The organism is Mesorhizobium sp. U510, from assembly GCF_059180695.1.
This window is the reverse complement of the sequence record NZ_CP180532.1, coordinates 2,836,824-2,856,039: the sequence shown is the minus strand read 5'-3', so window position 1 is coordinate 2,856,039 and position 19,216 is coordinate 2,836,824. Positions and strand designations below refer to the sequence as shown.

The 19,216-nt window shown below is 62.4% G+C and carries 16 protein-coding genes and 1 pseudogene; 3 read left to right on the top strand and 14 right to left on the bottom strand.

The window, feature by feature from the left end; all coding sequences use genetic code 11:
- Positions 1–18: 18 nt before the first annotated feature.
- The 4 genes from xylB to ACLGL5_RS15400 all read right to left on the bottom strand — a co-directional run bounded on the left by xylB (position 19) and on the right by ACLGL5_RS15400 (position 5,293).
- Positions 19–1,521: a xylulokinase gene (gene xylB, locus ACLGL5_RS15415; protein ID WP_069091447.1), complete on the bottom strand. Its 1,503-nt coding sequence runs from the start codon at positions 1,519–1,521 to the stop codon at positions 19–21.
- A gap of 85 nt (positions 1,522–1,606) precedes the next feature.
- Positions 1,607–3,130: a glycerol-3-phosphate dehydrogenase gene (gene glpD, locus ACLGL5_RS15410; protein ID WP_069091446.1), complete on the bottom strand. Its 1,524-nt coding sequence runs from the start codon at positions 3,128–3,130 to the stop codon at positions 1,607–1,609.
- Positions 3,123–3,947 (bottom strand): HAD-IIB family hydrolase, encoded by an 825-nt coding sequence (locus tag ACLGL5_RS15405; RefSeq protein WP_069091445.1) that lies wholly within the window; start codon positions 3,945–3,947, stop codon positions 3,123–3,125. The genes glpD and ACLGL5_RS15405 overlap by 8 nt, the downstream gene beginning before the upstream one ends.
- Positions 3,947–5,293: a sn-glycerol-1-phosphate dehydrogenase gene (locus tag ACLGL5_RS15400; protein ID WP_069091444.1), complete on the bottom strand. Its 1,347-nt coding sequence runs from the start codon at positions 5,291–5,293 to the stop codon at positions 3,947–3,949. Before ACLGL5_RS15400 ends, ACLGL5_RS15405 begins: the two co-directional genes overlap by 1 nt.
- Positions 5,294–5,517: 224 nt before the next feature.
- On the opposite strand from ACLGL5_RS15400, the gene ACLGL5_RS15395 reads away from it, so the two are divergent.
- Positions 5,518–6,456 (top strand): sugar-binding transcriptional regulator, encoded by a 939-nt coding sequence (locus ACLGL5_RS15395; RefSeq protein ID WP_069091443.1) that lies wholly within the window; start codon positions 5,518–5,520, stop codon positions 6,454–6,456.
- Positions 6,457–6,858: 402 nt separating this feature from the next.
- Here ACLGL5_RS15395 and ACLGL5_RS15390 read toward each other — a convergent pair whose 3' ends face one another.
- The 7 genes and pseudogenes from ACLGL5_RS15390 to ACLGL5_RS15360 all read right to left on the bottom strand — a co-directional run bounded on the left by ACLGL5_RS15390 (position 6,859) and on the right by ACLGL5_RS15360 (position 13,112).
- A complete protein-coding gene (locus tag ACLGL5_RS15390; RefSeq protein ID WP_069091442.1) occupies positions 6,859–7,653 on the bottom strand; it encodes a GNAT family N-acetyltransferase in 795 nt (264 codons plus the stop codon).
- Between the two features lie 345 nt (positions 7,654–7,998).
- Positions 7,999–8,163, bottom strand: a pseudogene (locus ACLGL5_RS15385) (Arm DNA-binding domain-containing protein); the annotation flags it as partial.
- Positions 8,164–8,456: 293 nt separating this feature from the next.
- Positions 8,457–10,019, bottom strand: a complete 1,563-nt coding sequence (gene guaA, locus ACLGL5_RS15380) for a glutamine-hydrolyzing GMP synthase (protein WP_069091440.1) — start codon at positions 10,017–10,019, stop codon at positions 8,457–8,459.
- Positions 10,020–10,074: 55 nt separating this feature from the next.
- Positions 10,075–10,740: a 5'-methylthioadenosine/S-adenosylhomocysteine nucleosidase gene (locus ACLGL5_RS15375; RefSeq protein WP_038644938.1), complete on the bottom strand. Its 666-nt coding sequence runs from the start codon at positions 10,738–10,740 to the stop codon at positions 10,075–10,077.
- Positions 10,740–11,198, bottom strand: coding sequence for a PaaI family thioesterase (locus ACLGL5_RS15370; protein ID WP_023686843.1), 459 nt, complete (start codon positions 11,196–11,198; stop codon positions 10,740–10,742). The genes ACLGL5_RS15375 and ACLGL5_RS15370 overlap by 1 nt, the downstream gene beginning before the upstream one ends.
- 96 nt (positions 11,199–11,294) lie before the next feature.
- Entirely contained in the window at positions 11,295–11,747 is a 453-nt protein-coding gene (locus tag ACLGL5_RS15365; RefSeq protein WP_064986472.1) for a TspO/MBR family protein, read from the bottom strand.
- A 75-nt stretch (positions 11,748–11,822) separates the two neighbouring features.
- The gene (locus ACLGL5_RS15360) at positions 11,823–13,112 is read right to left on the bottom strand and encodes an RsmB/NOP family class I SAM-dependent RNA methyltransferase (protein ID WP_069091439.1); all 1,290 of its coding nucleotides are present in this window, start codon (positions 13,110–13,112) and stop codon (positions 11,823–11,825) included.
- A 301-nt stretch (positions 13,113–13,413) separates the two neighbouring features.
- Between ACLGL5_RS15360 and ACLGL5_RS15355 the strand changes: the two genes are divergently transcribed.
- Complete coding sequence (locus ACLGL5_RS15355; protein WP_019860000.1) at positions 13,414–14,091, top strand: MIP family channel protein; 678 nt, start codon at positions 13,414–13,416, stop codon at positions 14,089–14,091.
- A gap of 72 nt (positions 14,092–14,163) precedes the next feature.
- Here the strand turns inward: ACLGL5_RS15355 and katG are convergent, their stop codons facing one another.
- Complete coding sequence (gene katG / locus ACLGL5_RS15350; RefSeq protein ID WP_064986469.1) at positions 14,164–16,362, bottom strand: catalase/peroxidase HPI; 2,199 nt, start codon at positions 16,360–16,362, stop codon at positions 14,164–14,166.
- Positions 16,363–16,512: 150 nt separating this feature from the next.
- Here katG and ACLGL5_RS15345 point away from each other — a divergent pair, with 150 nt between their 5' ends.
- Entirely contained in the window at positions 16,513–17,421 is a 909-nt protein-coding gene (locus tag ACLGL5_RS15345; protein WP_019860002.1) for a hydrogen peroxide-inducible genes activator, read from the top strand.
- Between the two features lie 18 nt (positions 17,422–17,439).
- Here the strand turns inward: ACLGL5_RS15345 and ACLGL5_RS15340 are convergent, their stop codons facing one another.
- Both ACLGL5_RS15340 and ACLGL5_RS15335 read right to left on the bottom strand, forming a co-directional pair.
- A complete protein-coding gene (locus ACLGL5_RS15340; RefSeq protein WP_019860003.1) occupies positions 17,440–18,246 on the bottom strand; it encodes an amino acid ABC transporter ATP-binding protein in 807 nt (268 codons plus the stop codon).
- Positions 18,243–19,184 (bottom strand): amino acid ABC transporter permease, encoded by a 942-nt coding sequence (locus ACLGL5_RS15335; protein ID WP_069091438.1) that lies wholly within the window; start codon positions 19,182–19,184, stop codon positions 18,243–18,245. Before ACLGL5_RS15335 ends, ACLGL5_RS15340 begins: the two co-directional genes overlap by 4 nt.
- Positions 19,185–19,216 lie beyond the last annotated feature (32 nt).

The window sequence follows — 19,216 nt, the reverse complement described above, 5'->3', positions numbered from 1 at the left end:
GTCTCGCCTTCGCCACCTTCAGTGCCGAAGGACGTTCTTTGCGAGCCCCTCCGCGCTTGTCGCCACCGATACGCGCCGAACCTCCGGCAGCACGGTGAGCCACGTCCGATAGGCATCCGAATATGCGGGGGCGAGGTTCTGCACCGGATAGATCGTCCGGCTGATTTTCGGCGGCTTCAGCACATCGCCGACGCTGGCGCCGGTGGCGGCGATCATGCCCAGACGCGCCGCGCCGAAAGCGGCGCCAAGCTCGCTTGCTTCCGGCACCCTGAGCTCGACGCCAAGACATGTGGAAACTATCGACAGCCAGATGTCGGACCGCGAACCACCACCGATCGCCAGCAGCCTGTCGATCGAGGTGCCGGTCGAACGGAAGGCTTCGGCACATTCCAGAAGCGCAAAGGCGACACCCTGCAGCACAGCACGGGTCAACTCTTCATCGCCTGACGAGTGCTGCAGGCCGATGAGCGCACCACGAATTTCCGCATCGCTGCGCGGCGACCAGCACCCGTCCAGGAAGGGCACGAACACGACAGGGCTGGGTGCATTGAGGACCATGCCGAGTTCGGCAATCAACTCCGCCGCTGGGCGTTTGACCAGCCGCGACAGCCAGTTGACGCAGGACGTCGCGGAGAGAATGACCGACATCTGGTGCCAGACACCGGGAACGGAATGGCAAAGCGTCTCGATGGCGTGCTCGTGGCTGGGTCGCGCATCGTGCATGGCGACGAAAAGAACGCCTGAGGTTCCCAGCGATACCGTGCCCTCGCCCTCGTGGACGACGCCCGTCCCGCAGGCGCCGCACGCATTGTCGCCACCGCCGGCGGCGATCACCGGGCGACCCGGGATGCCCCATCGATCCGCCAATTCACGGCGCAATTGCCCGGTCGCTTCGGTTCCTTCGTAAAGTCGCGGCATCTGCCTGCGCTGCATGTTCGTTGCGTCGAGCAGACGATCGGACCAGTCGCGCGCGGCGACATTCATCCACATCGTGCCGCTTGAGTCGGCCATGTCAGAGGCCTTGTCGCCGGATAGCAGGAGACGGATGTAGTCCTTTGGCAGCAGCACATGTTCGACCTGCCTGAAAACCTCCGGCTCGTTGTCGCGTATCCAGGCAAGTTTTGTCGCTGTGACGCCCGGCGTCGGCCTTCGTCCGGCGATGCCGCGCACATCGGGCACGCGCATTTCAAGATCGGCGCACTGCTGTTTCGTCCGGGTGTCGTTCCACAAGATAGCGGGACGCAAGGGCCTGTCGGACGCATCCAGCACCGTCGCGCCATACATTTGACCCGACAGGCCGATGCCATGGACGCTGGCCAGCGCGGGTCCATGCTGTGCGGCAAGGCCATCCAGACTTTCGCAGACCGCATTCCACCACAGATCGGGTTGCTGCTCCGACCAGCCGCGATGCGGACGTGATATTTCGAGCGGCCGGGAACTATGCTCCCCCACGAGCTTCTGATCATCGTCGATCAGAACAGATTTCACGCCCGATGTACCCAGATCTATCCCGAGATACATGACATTCTCCTCCCTTGCCGGTCTTTGAGGCGCCCTGCGTTCCCCTGCCTTTCCTGCCCGTCACGTTGTGTCAGCGATGGCGGGATCAGCCCGCCATCAGCATTCGCTTTCCCTCCAGAAAGCGATCGATTGCGTCTATTTCGGATTGCGTCAGCCTGATACCGAGCTTGCTCCTGCGGAAAACGATATCGCTCGCCGAGCGCGCCCATTCCTCGCGAACCATGTAGTCAACTTCTGCTTCGGTCAGTCCCATCCCGAAGCCGATGCCCAGATCGGCCCAGGATCGCGCCTGCCCGAGAATCTTGTCGGCGCGCGTGCCGTAGTAACGGAACAGCCGGGTCGCATCGCGCTTGCCAAGAAACGGATAGGCTACACGAAGGGCCTTGACCCTTTCGTCGAAAGAGTCGATCGGGAAATCGCCGCCGGGCAGAGGTTTGCGCCCGGTCCAGCCAGCTTTGGCCGCGACGGCCCTTGCCTTCTCCGCCGGGAGATGGGAGGCAACTTTCTCCATGACGGATTCAGCAAGCCGGCGAAATGTAGTGATCTTGCCGCCGAACACCGACACCAGGGGGGCGCCGTCCGCGTCGTCGACCTCCAGAACATAGTCGCGTGTCGCCTTTTGAGCGGCGCCGCCGCCGTCATCGTAGAGCGGCCTGACGCCGGAATAGCTCCAGACAACGTCGGAAACGAGAACCGGCCGTTGGAAATAGCGACTGGCGGCATGGCACAGATATTCGATCTCTGCGTCGGTGGCTTCGACATTCGCCAGGTCGCCGGCGAAATCGCGATCGGTGGTGCCGATCAAGGTGTAATCGTCCTCGTAGGGAATGGTGAAGACGATGCGGCCGTCGCCGTTCTGAAAAATGAAGCAGCGATCATGCGAGTAGAGCTTCGGCACGACGACGTGGGAGCCCTGGACCAGGCGAACCTTGCCCCTGGCGGGACGCTTTGCGCACAATTCGACAATGTCATTGGCCCAGGGGCCGGCGGCGTTGACCACCACGCGTGCCCTTACGGTCTTCTGAAGATCGCCGGCGGCGATCTTCAACGACCAGCCGTCCGTCCTTCGCGAAGCGCCGACGCAACACGCATGCGTGTCAATGACGGCACCGAGTTCCTCGGCGGACCTGGCATTCATGACGACGAGTCGATTGTCCTCGACCCAGCAGTCCGAATATTCATAGCCGACCGAAAGCGATGGAACGAGGCCTTCACCGATGCGGCTCTGCTGAAACCTTACGACGGACGTTGGCGGCAGGCGTTTACGGCCACCGATATGGTCGTAGATGAACAGACCGAGCCTGAGCAGCCATCTGGGCCTCATCCCCGGCATGTGTGGCAGGACGAACCGCAACGGACGCACGAAGTGCGGGGCGACGCTCCACAGCGCCTCGCGCTCCTGCAGGGCCTCGCGAACTAGACGAAACTCATAATGTTCGAGGTAACGCAGGCCACCGTGCAGAAGCTTTGTCGACGACGACGATGTCGCGCCGCCGAGGTCACCCTTTTCGCAGAGATAGACCTTGAGGCCACGCCCTGCCGCGTCGCGCGCAATGCCGCAGCCGTTGACGCCGCCGCCGATGATGGCCAGGTCGAAAACCTCAGCCATGCGCCCGCTCCCGTCCCTGCAGGAAACTGATGGCAAGCAGACGCTCGGCAATTTCCACGAAGCCGCCACCGCCGCGACGCACGGCGACGAAGGCAGGCAATGCGGTGCCGTTGTCGCTGAAATCGCGGACATTGGCGACGCCGCAGGAATTGGGAAAGAACGAAAACATCGGCCCGTCGTTCGGACTGTCCCCGGCAAATACGACGCGCTCCTTTTGGGCATCGAGATCGAAGCCCAGAATGTCAGCGGCGAAAATGCGGCTCATGGACAGCTTGTCGTAGTCCCCGAACCAGCCGTTCACATGGATGGACGAAAGTTTCGCCACCGCACCTTCTTCCTCGAAGATTTCCAGAATGCGGGCGACCTCGCGAGGATGAAGCGGCTTAACGTCCTCGCAGACATCGATGGCGAGATCCGCCTCACGGTAGAGCTGGTCCGAGGCGATGCCGGCTCCAGGCACCTCGCGCAGAATGCGCTCCCGCAGCCGGTCGAGTCTCGCACGGTTCGCCTTGCGCTCGGCATCGGGTGCAAAGAACCGCTGGCGCATTTTTCGAGCCGAACGGTCGTAGGAGAAATAGAAAGCGCCATTCTCGCCGACGATTCCGGTGACCGGCCAGAAACGGGCGATCATATCGCACCAGCCGGCGGGGCGGCCGGTGATCGGCACCACGTCGAAACCCGCCCGCGCCAGTTGCTCAAGTGCAGCGTAGGCATCCGCCAGAAGCTGGCCCTCGGTGGTCAGCGTGTCGTCGATGTCGGTGAACACGGTTGTCACCTTCGATAGCGATGCGTCGGAAAGCTCACTGAGGGGGCGCATCAGCACTCCTCCTCGATGAACTGATCGAGAATGCCCATGTCGGAGGCAAGGTCGAGCATGGAATAGCGGTTTCGCATCTCCTTCGAATAGCGCACGGCATCGCGGTACAAGTCGCGGTCCATGCCGATCTCAGAAGCCGTCGCACCGCCGCCGGCGGCGCGAAGATGTGCGGCAAGCGCGGCGGAGGGAATGGTCATTGCCTTGAGCCGTTCGCGCAGGACCGGCCAAAGCCGTTCGAGGTCGGCATTGAACCGGTCCACCCGCGCAGCATCCATCACCTTGGCACGCGACGCCTGGAGACAATCTTCGACGGCGGCAGCGGGGTAGCGGGCCCGGATATCCATCTCGTCGAACAGGCTTGGGCGCACTGTCGGCGCGGTTTCGCTGCCGAGGATGATTTCCTGCAGCCGCGCCATCGTAACCGAGGCAACGCCGACCTGCTGGCCGTGGACGGTTCCGGGGCGACGCTCGCCGGCGAAGCTGTCGATCCAGTGCGAAATCTGGTGTTCGCCCATGGAGCCCGGATGGCTCATGCCCGTGATGGTGATGCCGAAACCACCGAGAGCCAGGATGCGATGCAGATATCCGATCGCTTCATGGTCCCGGCGCCCCAGGCCTTGCGAACGCGCCAGGATCGCTTTTTCATCGTCGGCCTGCAGCACATAGGGCGACGTGGCATATTCGGTGCCCAGCAACAGATGGGAAAAATACCAGTCCACCTGCGCCGTGGAGCGGCACAAACTGTCGCCGAATCCGGCCGCGATCAGATATTGCGGCGCGGCAGCGCTTACCGCGACATCCAGGAAAACGCCCTTGGCCGCGTGCGCCGGCTTTGTCGTCTTCAGGCCGCTGTCGAGCGTGATCGACGCGGTGGTCGATGTGTAGCCGTTCATCGACGGGGCCGTGCCAAAGACACTGTAGGAGCGGCCGTCGCACGCGGTGGCGTATTTGCAAAGATCGTTGATGGTGCCCGAGCCCACCGCGATCAGCGCTTCGACATGGCGCGTCTGGTCGCACAACGCCCTGACCTGCTCCTCATCGGCATGAGGATGGTCGAGAACGAAGACCGAGGCCCGGCCGCCGAGGCTGCGGGCAATGGCATGGCCGTAAGCGTCGTATGTATTCTGGTCCGCCACCACGCCATAGGTTCCGGCGGGCATGGTCCGCTCAATGAGATCGGCTTCCGCCCCAAGGAGGCTGTCCTCGATGATCACCGTTTTGAACGGGATTTCCGCCTTCAGGCCGGTGTCCGGGTTGACCCAAAGGCCGGCGGTCACGTCCTCGATCAGATGGTTCCACCCGCGTCGCGTCAAATCGCTGGGAATAGCGCCCGCCGAATTGTGCATTTTCCCCTCCCAAAGCATGGTGGCAATTTTCATGTGCCAGTGCAAAATGTCAATGGCTTTTTTTTAGTGGCCGTGGCAAATGCCAAAATTGTGAAGCGTGGGAATTTCCACGACTGGACTTGCCGTCAAAAAACTGCCAATCATCTGCGCGGGGAGACTTATCGAATTCAATGCGCGCGCCCAGGGCTGCCGACAAAACCGAGAGGCGGAAGCCATCTCCTCCCATGCAGTTCGGCGCGGATCAGGCGCTCTGGGCGGCATGGCTCTATTACGAAGAAGATCTGAAACAGGACGAGATCGCCGAACGCCTCGGCATTTCTCGCGCCTCGGTGTTCAACCTGCTGCAAAAAGCGCGCGAAGAACGCATCGTCACCATCACCATCGATCCGACGCGCCTGGAGCGCGCGGATCTTTCCGTTGAGCTGAAGGAAAAAGGCGGCTTGCTGGAATGCTACGTGCTTCCGGCAGGCGGGTCGGCCGCAACGCTATACGATCGGATCGGCCTGCTCGGCGCACGTATCCTTGACCAAAAGATCGAGGGTGATGACGTTATTGGCGTCGCATGGGGACGCACGGTCATGTCCCTATCAAAGGCACTTTCGCCCGCCAACAAACCCGGCGTGACCGTGGCGCAGGTGACCGGGAGTTCGATCGCGACCTACGACTTCTCCCCGGAACTGTGCACCTCCAACATTGCCGCCCGGCTCAACGCGCGATGCGTCAACCTGCACGCACCGGGCGTGGTCTCGAATTCGAGGATGAAGACGCTGTTGATGCAGGAGCCCATCATCGATCAGCATTTCAACCTGCTGCGCCAATGCACCAAGACGCTGTTCGGCGTCACCCATCTGAGTGGTCCCACGCTTCTCGAGGACAGTGGAGTGATGACCGAGGAGTTGCTGATGCAATATCAGAACAGCGGCGCGGTTGGTTTTGCTTCGGGTTACTTCTTCGACCCCGACGGCAGGATTGTTCGGACAGGGTTCGATGACCGCCACATCGTCATGCCGATCGAGGACTTCATAAAGGTCCCGCAGCGCATCTGCATCGGCGGCGGCATCGAGAAGATAGCGGCAATCCAAGGAATGCTGAAAGCCGCGCTCGCAAATGTGCTGATCACCGATCAGGAGACCGCCAGCAGCCTATGTGCCCGCCTGCGTTGATTGCCACTTAGAAGTGACCCGGTGCTGAAGGATGTTTCTGTCGAGAATAGATCCATGTCTGAATCACACTGCGCAATCGTTAAGCCGCGTGCCTCCGGTTGCAGAAGAGTGCTTCCTGGATAGTGGGTCTCGCGATGTGCGCCCCCACAGGTGCTTGAATCAAGGTTGCACTACAGCGGGTCCAGGCAGCCCAACCTCCTTCAGAAGGGCGCGCATTTCGACTGGAGCCGTAACACAGAAAGTTTGAAAAGCTTCCAAGAATCCCAGTAGTCGATTCCTACTTGTAGAACCGTGCGCTGACCGCTTTGGGGCCGAAAGCAGGCCGTCCGGTATCCGACTGCACCCGGAGACAAGCTGCCGTTTAGTTTGTGGCCCTACAACGAACGTTGGAGCACTGTTGAATTACCGCGTCAGACGTGGGCTCTGGCGAGGCGTTGCAATGCCGCAGACAAGCTCAGATTCGTGCCTTAGCCCGCACGCCTCCATCATTCGACGGGATGGTAAGTTCGTTGGTGAGATAAGCTCGTAGACGTGGGTCGCGTTGAGATCGCGGAATACGCTGACAATCATACGCGCGTTGACATAGCTGCCCAACCCTTTACCCCGCTGCGCTTCCGCCACAGCAACAAGCCCGCCCCAAGCATATTGGTGATAGGGGCTGAAGGAGTTGTGTGGCAGGTAGCCGTGAGCCGCTGCCACTACAGTGCCGTCCTTTTCACCAATCGTCATAGTGGATGCGGGGCCTACGCCGCCCGTCAGCATTGAGCCTGAAAACGGCACCACGCCCGCATCATTCATAAGGGTCTGAATTCTAGCCATGTCCCTACCCTGCGGGTCGGCCGGCCGCTCAAGCTCCCTAAATTCGTCCGGTAGACCATGTGACAGGATTGCCTCCGAAGCTGCGAGAGCGGAACGGCGATCAGCGAGGAAAACGTCCCATCTATCGAAGCGGAAACCCTGCGCTTCCAGATGGGACTGTAGCTTGTCCGCATTGCTGGATGGGATAAGACGGAAGCCGCAGACGCCGTCGCGATCGAGAAATTCAGCAATCCGTGCCCAGCCCAGTCGCTCGGGGTCGTCGCAGCCCATGGTACGCCCTGTCTGGCAGGCACCGGCTGTTACGTTGATGAACTCAGCACTCGCCTCCGCCTGGGCCTGCAGGCGCTGCTGTATCGGCGTGCCGAAATAGCCTGTCATGATTGTTCCCTCCGAGGGGTTCAACCTACCCAGAGAGAAATAACTTGCCAAGCAACCGTCGCCACGAACGCTAGCCGTCCCATCGCAAACATGCGGAGCCATACGCATGGCCACGGCGCCTCAGCCGTCCCGTCTGTTCGGTAATTGGCACGGCCACCGGTTTCATCACGATGTATTGTGTCCGATCTAATCGGACACGTTATGGTCCACGAGCTAGGATCGCATCGAAATTGCAATCAACGAGTCGGCGACGCGGTCGAGGCGGCAGGAGTTGTCAGCGTTGGCGACGGCGCAGCCCTCGTCGCCAGCCAGATTACTGAATGGCGGCTTTGGCAACATAGAATCATATCTGCCCAGGTAGACCGTCTCGCGGCGTCCATTGAGCCTGTAATCCAGCCGAAACGAGATCGCGCCACTGGGCATGACGCGGACATACATGCCATCACGGTCCACAATTTTGTAGACTTTCTCCTTTGGTTTCAGTGCCTTAAGGGCGGCGTCCGTGAGCATAGCAATTGCCTCCTAAAAAGTACCGTCAGTACAATTTCGAGGTTTCGTGACAGGAAATTCCTTTTTTGTTCAATGCCTTAAGGCACAAAAAAGTACCGTCACGAGCCTCACTGGCTGTGACGGTACTTAGAAAAATTCGGGTGGGCAATATGCGGGAGGTCCGTCAAGCGGTCCGTCAAAGCCAATCTCTGCGTACCGATTGTCGCCGATTGTCCCTGGAAGGATTTATTTTTATTTTCAGTACGTTACGTCGCAGATTGGCGTATTTTCGGCGGCGTTTGAGTGGGTCTGAATCATTCCCACTCGATCGTACCAGGCGGCTTCGACGTCACGTCGTAGACGACGCGGTTGATGCCGCGGACCTCGTTGATGATGCGGGTGGCGGCGGCGCCCAGGAAGGCCATGTCGTAGTGGTAGAAGTCCGCCGTCATGCCGTCGACCGAGGTGACGGCGCGCAGCGCGCAGACGAATTCGTAGGTGCGGCCATCGCCCATCACACCGACGGTCTGCACCGGCAAGAGCACGGCGAAGGCCTGCCAGATGGCGTCGTAGAGCCCGGCCTTGCGGATCTCGTCGAGATAGATGGCGTCGGCCTCGCGCAGGATCTCCAGCTTCTCGCAGGTGATGCCGCCCGGGCAGCGTATGGCAAGGCCAGGACCTGGGAACGGATGGCGGCCGATGAAGCTTTCGGGCAGGCCGAGCTCCTTGCCCAGCGCCCGCACCTCGTCCTTGAACAGTTCGCGCAGCGGCTCGACCAGTTGCATGTTCATACGCTCAGGCAGGCCGCCGACATTGTGGTGCGACTTGATGGTCACGGACGGGCCGCCGGTGAAGGAGACGCTCTCGATGACGTCGGGATAGAGTGTGCCCTGTGCCAGGAAGTCGGCGCCGCCGAGCTTTTTGGCCTCTTCCTCGAACACTTCGATGAACAGCCGGCCGATGGTCTTGCGCTTCTTCTCGGGGTCAACCTCGCCTTCCAGCGCCGAGATGAATTTTTCCGAGGCATCGACCAGGATCAGCGGCAAATTGTAATGCTGACGGAACATCGCCACCACGCCCGCCGCCTCATCCTTGCGCATCAGGCCATGGTCGACGAGGATGCAGGTGAGCTGGTCGCCGACCGCCTCGTGGATCAGCAGCGCGGCGACCGAGGAATCCACACCGCCCGACAGCGCGCAGATGACCTTGCCCTTGCCGACCTGCTTGCGGATCGCCTCGACCGCGTGTTCGCGATAGGCGCGCATCGTCCAGTCGCCCTCGATGCCGGCGATGTTGTGGACGAAGTTCCGGAGCAGCCTGGCGCCGTCGGGCGTGTGCACCACCTCGGGGTGGAACATGATGCCGTACATCTTGCGCTCGACATTGCCAAAAATGGCGAAAGGCGAGCTTTCCGACTTGCCGAAAACCTGAAAACCCGGCGGCAAGGCAATGACGCGATCGCCATGGCTCATCCACACCTGGTGGCGCTGGCCGGTCGCCCACAGCCCCTCGAACAGTGGGCTGTCCTTCTCGATCTCAACGAAAGCGCGTCCGAACTCGCGATGGTTGGAGCTTTCGGCGACACCGCCCATCTGCACGCACATGGCCATCTGGCCGTAGCAGATGCCAAGCACCGGCACGCCGGCATCGAAGACGATCTGCGGCGCGCGCGGGCTGCCGATATCCGATGTCGAAGCCGGGCCGCCCGACAGGATGACGGCTTTGGGATTGATGCGCTTGAACGCGGCTTCGGCCGATTGGAACGGCACGATCTCGGAAAACACGCCGGCCTCACGGATGCGGCGGGCGATGAGCTGCGTAAACTGGCTGCCGAAATCGACAATCAGGACGGTGTCGGGATGATTGGCTGTTTTCATGGCGAGCGTTTAGAGAAAGAAATGAGTCGACGCAATGGGTTGCGTAGCCTGACTTTCAGACTGGTCTGGCCTGGTCGTTGGACGGAGCCGTCCGCAGCAGACCCGAGCCGATCGCCTGTTCGAGGCGCATGACGGCGTCGGCCAGCCTTTCGTCGATGACATGAAGATATTCGGTCCAGTCGCCGACATGCCTGAGATCGGCAGCGCCGTCAGAAATACCGCGCAGCCCGATCAGGGGCACATCGAACAGCTGGCAGGCGCGCAGGCAGGCGAAGGTCTCCATGTCGACCATGTCGGCCGCGATTGCGTCATAGGCAGCGCCGGTGATGATGGCGCCGCCGGTCGACAGTGTGGCTTGTCTGATTTCAGGAATACGAAACGGCAGCGGCACGGTGACCGGCAGATCGAGGAACGGCGTCGCACCTTTCTCGAAACCCAAAGCCGAGGCATCGATGTCGCGATAGCTGACCGAGACGGCCTGATAGATTTCCGTCTGTTCCAGCGTCCGGCTGCCGGCTGAGCCGAGCGAGACGACAAGGTCGGGCAACGCCTTCTGCGACTTCAGCCAGGACAGTTCCGCACCTAGCCGGACGGCTGCCTCGACCGGACCGACGCCCGTCATCAGCGGTGTGAACAGTTTTTGCAGATGCGAACCATATTCGGCCTGCGCCGCCATGACGAAGAGGACGTCCTTGCCGCCAATTCGCGTAACGTTGGCCATCACCCAGCAATCCCGTCACGCCCAACCACCGTCATCATCGTTCCGGTCATGGTGGCGATGAGCTTGGCCTCGCCATCGGCGGCGAAGGCGTAGGCCTGGCCGTCGGCGACGATGATGGTGCGGCCGGGCTTGGTCACCGAGCCGCGGAACAGGAAACGTTCGCCCCTGCCCGGCGCCAGTAGGTTGACCTTGAATTCGATGGTCAGCACGCCGGAATTCTCAGGCATCAGCGAAAAAGCCGCGTAACCGCAGGCCGAGTCCAGCGCCGTCGAGATGACGCCGGCATGGAGGAAGCCGTGCTGCTGGGTCAGTGCCGCCGAATAGGGCATCTCGATCTCGATGATGCCGGGCGTCACCAGTGTCAGTTCGGCGCCGATCGTCGCCATTGCCTGCTGGCGCGCGAAGGACGCCCTGACGCGATCCTCATAGTCCGGGGCCGGTACGATCTTTGCTGCCATCGCAATTGCCTTCAGTTTTGCCGGGAAAGCTTATCGCAGAGGCACGCGCGGCAGGCAAATGCTTTTGCTGCACTGCAACAAAACGATCTGAAGCAGCTAGTTCAACCCCAGAAGCGAAGCATTGAGCACGGTGGCGAAGGCCACCCATGCCGCGTAAGGCGCGAACAACCAGCCGGAAAGCCTGTCACGGTTCCAGACGCTGGCGATGAACAAGACGATGCTGGCGAGGAGACAGACGATGACGACCAAGGCAGGTCCCATCATTTTTGCGCCGAAGAAGGTTGGCGACCATGCGAAATTCAAGATGAGCTGGACGCCCCAGACCTTCATTGCCGCTCCCGTCGGCTCTCGTCTCCATGTCCGCCAGCCGGCTATCGCGATCAGCACATAGAGCAGTGTCCAAGCGGGCCCAAATACCCAGTTGGGCGGATTGAAGGGCGGTTTGACCAGCGATGCATACCAGGCGCCCGGCAATGTGGCATAGCCGATCAGCAGGCCTCCACCGAGCACCATGACAAGGAAAAGCAGCAGCGACAGATATTTCTTCAAGAATCCCACCCCAGTGGCGGCACGGCGCCGCGCAACTGCAACTGGGGCACGATCGCTACCTGTCAACGGCAGCGTTCAACTCACGTTGCGCATGGCGCAGAAGTAAAACCCGTCCGTGCCGCTCAGCGCCGGGGACAGCGATATATCCCCGCCAGCGCCGATCCGCGTTGCGGCCTCGTGGCCCGGAAAATAGCGATCCCACAACGCGCGGTGGTCCACCGGAACAAAACGGCTGTTGCGCTCGCGGAACGCGGCGATCTGCTCGTCATTCTCCTCGGAGAATACCGAGCAGGTGATGTAGACCAGCAGGCCGCCGGGTTTGACATAGGCTCGTGCGGCATCGAGGATCGCCGACTGCTCGCCCTTGCGGGCATCGAGCTGCCTTTGCGTCAGCCGCCATTTGGCATCGGGACGGCGCCGCCAGGTGCCGCTGCCGGTGCAAGGCGCGTCGACCAGCACGATGTCCATGTGATTGGAGAGCGGAGCGAGTTCGACCGGCTTGGTGACGACCTGCACGTTGCGGTTTTCTGAGCGGCGGATGCGATCGAAGATTGGCGCAAGGCGCGCCTTTTCGGCATCATGGGCAAAGATCTGGCCGCGATTGTCCATCGCAGCCGACAGCGCCAATGTCTTGCCGCCGGCGCCGGCACAGAAGTCGAGCACCTGCATGCCGGCCTCGGCGCCGGCAAGTGTTGCCGCTATTTGCGAGCCCTCGTCCTGGACCTCGAACCAGCCTTTCTGGAAGGCGGGCTCGACCTGCACGTTCGGGTGCCTGCCGTCGCCGTCGATGGGCGGAATGCGGATGCCGAGCGGCGCGATCCGCGTGGCCTGCGCCCCTGTATCGGCCAGTTCCTTGAGCACCCTGGCGCGATCGGCCTGCAACGTGTTGACCCTTATGTCGAGCGGCGGGCGGGTCGCCAGCGCCGCGCCCTCCCCGACCCATGCCTCGCCAAAAGCCCGTTCGAAAAGCGGTTCACACCAATCTGGTATGTCGGCACGCACCGCGGGCGGCGCGTCGGCAAGCCGGCGACCGGCAATCGTCTGCAGCTCGGTCGCGCTGAGCAGCGGCGGCGCGAACTTGTCGCCATCGAGTGCGTCGTTGAGCGACTGCGCTGTCTGGCCCCATTCGAGCAGCAATGCGCCGAAGCCGACGGCGCGCGGCGTGTCCTCGCCGAGCAGCCAGCCGGCGGAACGTTTGTGGCGCAGCGCGTCGTAGACGATGTTGCCGATCGCCGCGCGATCACCGCCACCGGCGAAGCGGTGTGACAGGCCCCAATCCTTCAGCGCATCGGCCACCGGCCGGTGCCGCCGGCCGATGTCCTCCAGCACTTCGATGGCCGCAGCCAGCCGTCCGCCCAGTCGCATTGATCATTCCATCAAATCAAGATTTATCGCCTGCTCTTAGAGCCTTTCGCGTCCGGATTGAACCCCGCTGCGTCACGCGACGAAGAGGTCGCCTGAAATCTTCCGATCGATAAATATCGCGGGCCGGCAACAGCAGATCGACCAATAAATGCAAGGTCTCTAATGTTCGCAACTGGCGACTGCAAGCACGGCCTGTGGCGCAACCGCTCTGCTTTCCAAGTTTTTCCGTTGGGAATACTATTCACGCTATGATTCGCGGCGCGGAAAACGCGAACCGGCGGATCGCTACGAGGAGAGGGCAATGAAAACTTATCTGGCGGAAGTTCTAGGCACATTTCTGTTGGTGTTCATCGGCACGGCGTCGGTGGTGACGGGCGGCTTCGGCGGCGCGCTGCCGCTCGGTCAGGAAGGCATCGGTCTGGCATTCGGCATCGGCCTCATCGCCGCGGCCTATGCGATCGGCCCGATTTCGGGCGCGCATCTCAATCCGGCTGTGACGCTCGGCGTCTTCCTCGCCGGCCGGCTGCCGGCCAAGGACGTCATCCCCTACTGGATCGCGCAGATCATCGGCGCCATCCTGGCTTCGCTGGCACTGTGGATCATCGTCTCGGGCAAGGCCAGCGAACCCATCACCAACTTTGGCGCCAATGGCTGGGATGTGGCCAAATGGGGCATGAGCTCGGCGTTCCTGTGGGAGCTGATCGGCACCTTCACCTTCGTCACGGTGATCCTCGGCGTTACCGCTGAAAAGCACTCGACGGCATTTGCCGGTCTGGTCATCGGCCTGACGCTGGCGGGCATTCACTTCGCCATGATCCCGGTCACCGGCACCTCGGTCAATCCGGCCCGCTCCATCGGCCCGGCGCTGTTCACCGGCGGTGCAGCGCTCAGCCAGCTCTGGCTGTTCATCGTCGCCCCGCTGATCGGCGGCGCCATCGCTGGTGTCGTCGCCAAGGCACGCATCTTCGAGAAGGATTGATCTCGAGAGCCTGAATGCAAAAGGCGCGGGCCACGGCCCGCGCCTTTTTTGTTGGATAGAGCCTTGTCTGGATCAGCCGGCGATGTCGAAACGGTCGGCGTTCATCACCTTGGTCCAGGCCACGACGAAGTCCTTCGCGAACTTCGCCTTGGCGTCCGCCGTCGCATAGACTTCGGCCAGCGCGCGCAGTTGCGAGTGCGAACCGAAGATCAGGTCGGCACGGGTGCCGGTCCACTTGACTTCACCGGTCTTGCGGTCGCGGCCTTCGAACACGTCCTTGGCGTCCGATGTCGCCTTCCACTCGGTGCCCATGTCGAGCAGGTTGACGAAGAAGTCGTTGCTCAGCGTTTCCGGCTGTTTGGTGAACGCGCCATGCTTCGACTGCCCGGCATTGGCGCCGAGAACACGCAGGCCGCCGACGAGGACCGTCATTTCCGGAGCCGTCAGCGTCAGCAGCTGCGCCCGGTCGACCAGCGCTTCCTCGACGGTGAGCCGCTGCTTGCCGCTGACATAGTTGCGGAAGCCGTCAACAGTCGGCTCCAGCGGCGCGAAGGAGTGGATGTCGGTCTGCTCCTGCGAGGCGTCCATGCGGCCCGGCCAGAAGGGAACGTCGACGCTGTGGCCGGCGGCCTTCGCGGCCTTCTCGATCGCGGCGTTGCCGCCGAGAACGATCAGGTCGGCAAGCGAGACTTTCTTGCTGCCGGTCTGTGCGGCGTTGAAGTCCTTGGCGATCGTCTGGAGCTTGTCGAGCACCTTGGCGAGCTCGGCCGGCTGGTTGACGGCCCAGTCCTTCTGCGGGCTGAGGCGGATGCGCGCGCCATTGGCGCCGCCGCGCTTGTCCGAACCACGGAAGGTCGAGGCCGACGCCCACGCCGTCGAGACCAGCTGCGACACCGACAGGCCCGAAGCCAGTATCTTGGCCTTGAGCGCTTCGGCATCCTGCTCGTCGATCAGCACATGATCGACCACCGGGATGACGTCCTGCCAGGGCAGCTCTTCCTTCGGAACCAACGGGCCGAGATAACGGGCGACCGGGCCCATGTCGCGGTGGGTCAGCTTGTACCAGGCACGGGCGAAGGCGTCGGCGAACTGATCCGGATTCTCGTGGAAGCGCTTCGAGATCGTTGCGTAGGAGGGATCGAAACGCAGCGCGAGGTCGGTGGTCAGCATGGAGGGTGCGTGGCGCTTGGCCGAATTGTGTGCGTCCGGCACCGTGCCGGCGCCGGCACCGCCCTTCGGCGTCCACTGATGCGCGCCCGCCGGGCTTTTGGTCAGCTCCCAGTCGAAGCCGAACAGATTGTCGAAGAAGTTGTTGCTCCATTTGGTCGGCGTCGTCGTCCAGATGACTTCCAGACCGCTGCCGATGGCGTCACCGCCCTTGCCGGTGCCGAATTTGCTCGCCCAGCCAAGGCCTTGCTGCTCGATATCGGCGCCTTCCGGCTCGACACCCACCAGGCTCGCATCGCCCGCACCATGGGTCTTGCCGAACGTATGGCCACCGGCGATGAGGGCTACGGTTTCCTCGTCGTTCATCGCCATGCGCGCGAATGTATCCCTGATATCGCGCGCCGCGGCCAGCGGATCCGGATTGCCGTTCGGCCCTTCCGGGTTGACGTAGATCAGCCCCATCTGCACGGCGCCGAGCGGGTTCTGCAGGTCACGGTCGCCGCTGTAGCGCTCGTCGGCCAGCCATTTGCCTTCGGGACCCCAGTAAACGTCCTGCTCGGGCTCCCAGACGTCGGCGCGGCCGCCGGCAAAGCCAAAGGTCTTGAAGCCCATCGATTCCAGCGCGACGTTGCCGGTGAGGATCAGAAGGTCGGCCCAGGAGATCTTGCGGCCATATTTCTGCTTGATCGGCCACAAGAGCCGGCGGGCCTTGTCGAGGTTGACGTTGTCGGGCCAGCTGTTGAGCGGCGCGAAACGCTGCTGGCCAGCCCCGGCGCCGCCGCGACCGTCGGCGATGCGGTAGGTGCCTGCGCTGTGCCAGGCCATGCGGATGAACAGCGGGCCGTAATGGCCAAAGTCGGCCGGCCACCATTCCTGCGAATCCGTCATCAGCGCATGCAGGTCCTTGATGACAGCATCAAGGTCGAGGCTTTTGAATTCCTCGGCATAATCGAACGCCTCGCCCATCGGATCAGACAGGGATGACTGCTGATGCAGGATCTGGACGTTCAGCTGGTTCGGCCACCAGTCGCGGTTGGTCCTGCCAACGGCTCCGTGCGCAACCGGGCATTTGCCCGCGCTTTTGTCATCGGTGTTCGCGTCCATCTTCAGTCTCCGATTTTTGCCGAGTTTTGATCTTTGCCAGGATTTTGGGTGCGGGCTGGTCGGCCGCACCATCTTGGAATGATTCCAGACTAGGCCGCATTGGCGATAAAAACAAATTGCCTTTCCTGTTCATTTCGATAGGATTTTCTTATGATCGGATTGACAGTTCGCCAGATGCATTATTTCGACGCGCTGGCGCAGACGCTGCATTTCGGACGCGCGGCAAAACTCGCCGGTGTCAGCCAGCCGGCGCTGTCCTCGCAGATCGCGGAGATGGAGCAGAGGCTGAACTGCCGGCTGTTCGAACGCGGCGGCAAGTCGGTGCGCATGACCGACGAAGCGATCGCGCTTTTGCCGCGCATCGAACGCATCCTGGCCGACATACGCGATGTCGAAACGACGGCAAGACGCGGCCGCACCGCCATGGAGGGACGCTTCCGGCTGGGCATCATCCCGACGGTCGCGCCCTATCTCCTGCCGCGCGCTTTGCCCGAACTGAAAAAGCATTTTCCGGCCCTGCTGCTCGAATTGCGCGAGGCGGTCACCGCCACGCTGGTCGATGACATCGCATCGCGCAAGCTCGACGCCTTTATCGCAGCGCTTCCACTCGATCATCCGGGCCTGATCACCGAGGCGCTGTTTTCGGACCGGTTCTTCCTTGCCGTCCCGGCTGGCGACCCGGCATTCGCCTCGCCGCCGGTTCCGCCCGAAAGCCCGGCGCTGGAAAGGCTCATGCTGCTGGAAGAGGGCCATTGCCTGCGCGAACAGGCGCTCGCGGTCTGCGGCAATGTGCGGCCGGTGGCGATGGCCAGCTACGGCGCCACCAGCCTGACCACGCTGTTGCAAATGGTGGCGCACGGGCTCGGTGTCACGCTGATCCCGGAAATGGCGACCGGCCCCGCCGGCACCATCCCCGACCTCAAGATCGTGCCGTTCCAGGAACCGATGCCGCAGCGCATGATCTGCCTCGCCTGGCGGCGCAACAATGCAAGACATGGCGAATGCGTCGAACTCGCCAAGATCATCCGCAGCCTCGGCGCGGCGGTGTTGGCCGCGTGAGAAATGATCAACCGGACGTCACAGAACGCGGGACAGAAACTCGCGGGTGCGCGGCGATTTCGGGTTGGCGATCATCTCGCGCGGCGCGCCACGTTCGACGATCACACCACCATCCATGAAGACGAGCTGATCGCCGATCTCGCGGGCAAAGCCGATCTCGTGGGTGACGACGACCATCGTCATGCCGCTCTCGGCCAGATCGCGCATCACCTGCAGCACCTCGCCGACCAGTTCCGGGTCGAGTGCCGATGTCGGCTCGTCGAACAGCAGCACCTTCGGCTTCATCGCCATGGCGCGCGCAATCGCCACACGCTGCTGCTGGCCGCCGGACAGTTCGCGCGGATAGCGGTCGACCTTGTCGGCAAGGCCGACGCGCCTTAGCAGGACTTCCGCCTCGGCCTTGGCCTGGTCGACCGGGATGCGCCGCACCTGCGTCGGCGCCTCGATCAGGTTCTCCATCACCGTCATATGCGAGAACAGATTGAACGACTGGAACAGCATGCCGATCTCGGCCCGGCGCTGGCACAGGAGATCGTCCTTGACCTCGTAGAGCCTGTCGCCCTGGAGGTCGTAGCCGACGAACTGGCTGTCCACCAACAGGATGCCGCCGCTGAGTTTTTCCAGATGGTTGATGCAGCGCAGGAACGTGCTCTTGCCAGATCCCGACGGGCCGATGATGCAGGCCACCGAGCCCTCGGGCACGTCGAAGTCGACACCCTTGAGGACCTCGAGCGAGCCATAGGTTTTGCGCACGCCGCGCGCGAACACCATGGAATCGGCCGGCACGCCGAAGCGAGCGCGATTATCGGACTTCACATCGCTCATCGGGCAATGCCGAGCAGGCTGACCAGATTGCGCAAGGCGCGCATCGTCAGAGGTTCACGGCGCGTGTCGCTGCGGCCGAAATGACGCTCCAGGAAATGCTGCCCCACCGACAGGATGCTGACCACGGCGAGGTACCAGAAGGCGACCACGATCAAGAGCGGGATCGTCTCGAAGGTGCGGGCATAGATGCTTTGCGCAGTGTAGAACAGATCGTCGACCGCAATGAAGGTCACCAGCGAGGTCATCTTCAGGAGATTGATCGCCTCGTTGCCGGTCGGCGGCAGCACGAAGCGCATGGCTTGCGGCAGGGTGATGCGCTTCAGGATCATCCTGTAGGGCATGCCGAGCGCGCTCGCGGCTTCCGCCTGGCCCGTCGGCACCGACTTGATGCCGGCGCGGATGATCTCGGCCATATAGCCGGCCTCGCACAGCGAAAGCGCCACGACGGCGGAGAAGAACGGGGTCATGAAATCATTGGTGCGCACGGAAAACAGCGTGCCCAGGAAAGGCAGAGTGAGCGAGATTTCTCGCACCAGCAGCGACAGGTTGAACCAGAAGATCAGCTGGATTAGCGCCGGGACACCCCGGAAGAACCAGACATAGACGCCCGCGAAGGCGCGCAGCACCGGACTTGGCGACACCCGCATGATGGCGATGACGGTGCCGACCACGATCGCCAGCGCCATGATGATGACGGTGAGCACCAGCGTGTTGCCAAGGCCGCGCATGATCGAGGGATGGAACAGGTAGCCGGCGGCCGTGCCCCAGGCGAAGGCCGGGTTGCTGGCGAAAGCGCGGATGATCAGGAAGGCCAGCAGCAAGGCGAACGCCGTGCCGACCCAGATGCCATAGCGGCGCTGCGGCACCACGGTCAGTCGTGACACGGCGGCGGCAACGCCGGGCTCGACGCCGATCTCGGTCGGGTGGGCCACGCCCATCAATGGTCTCCTGGTTGCTGGCCGGCGCCTGA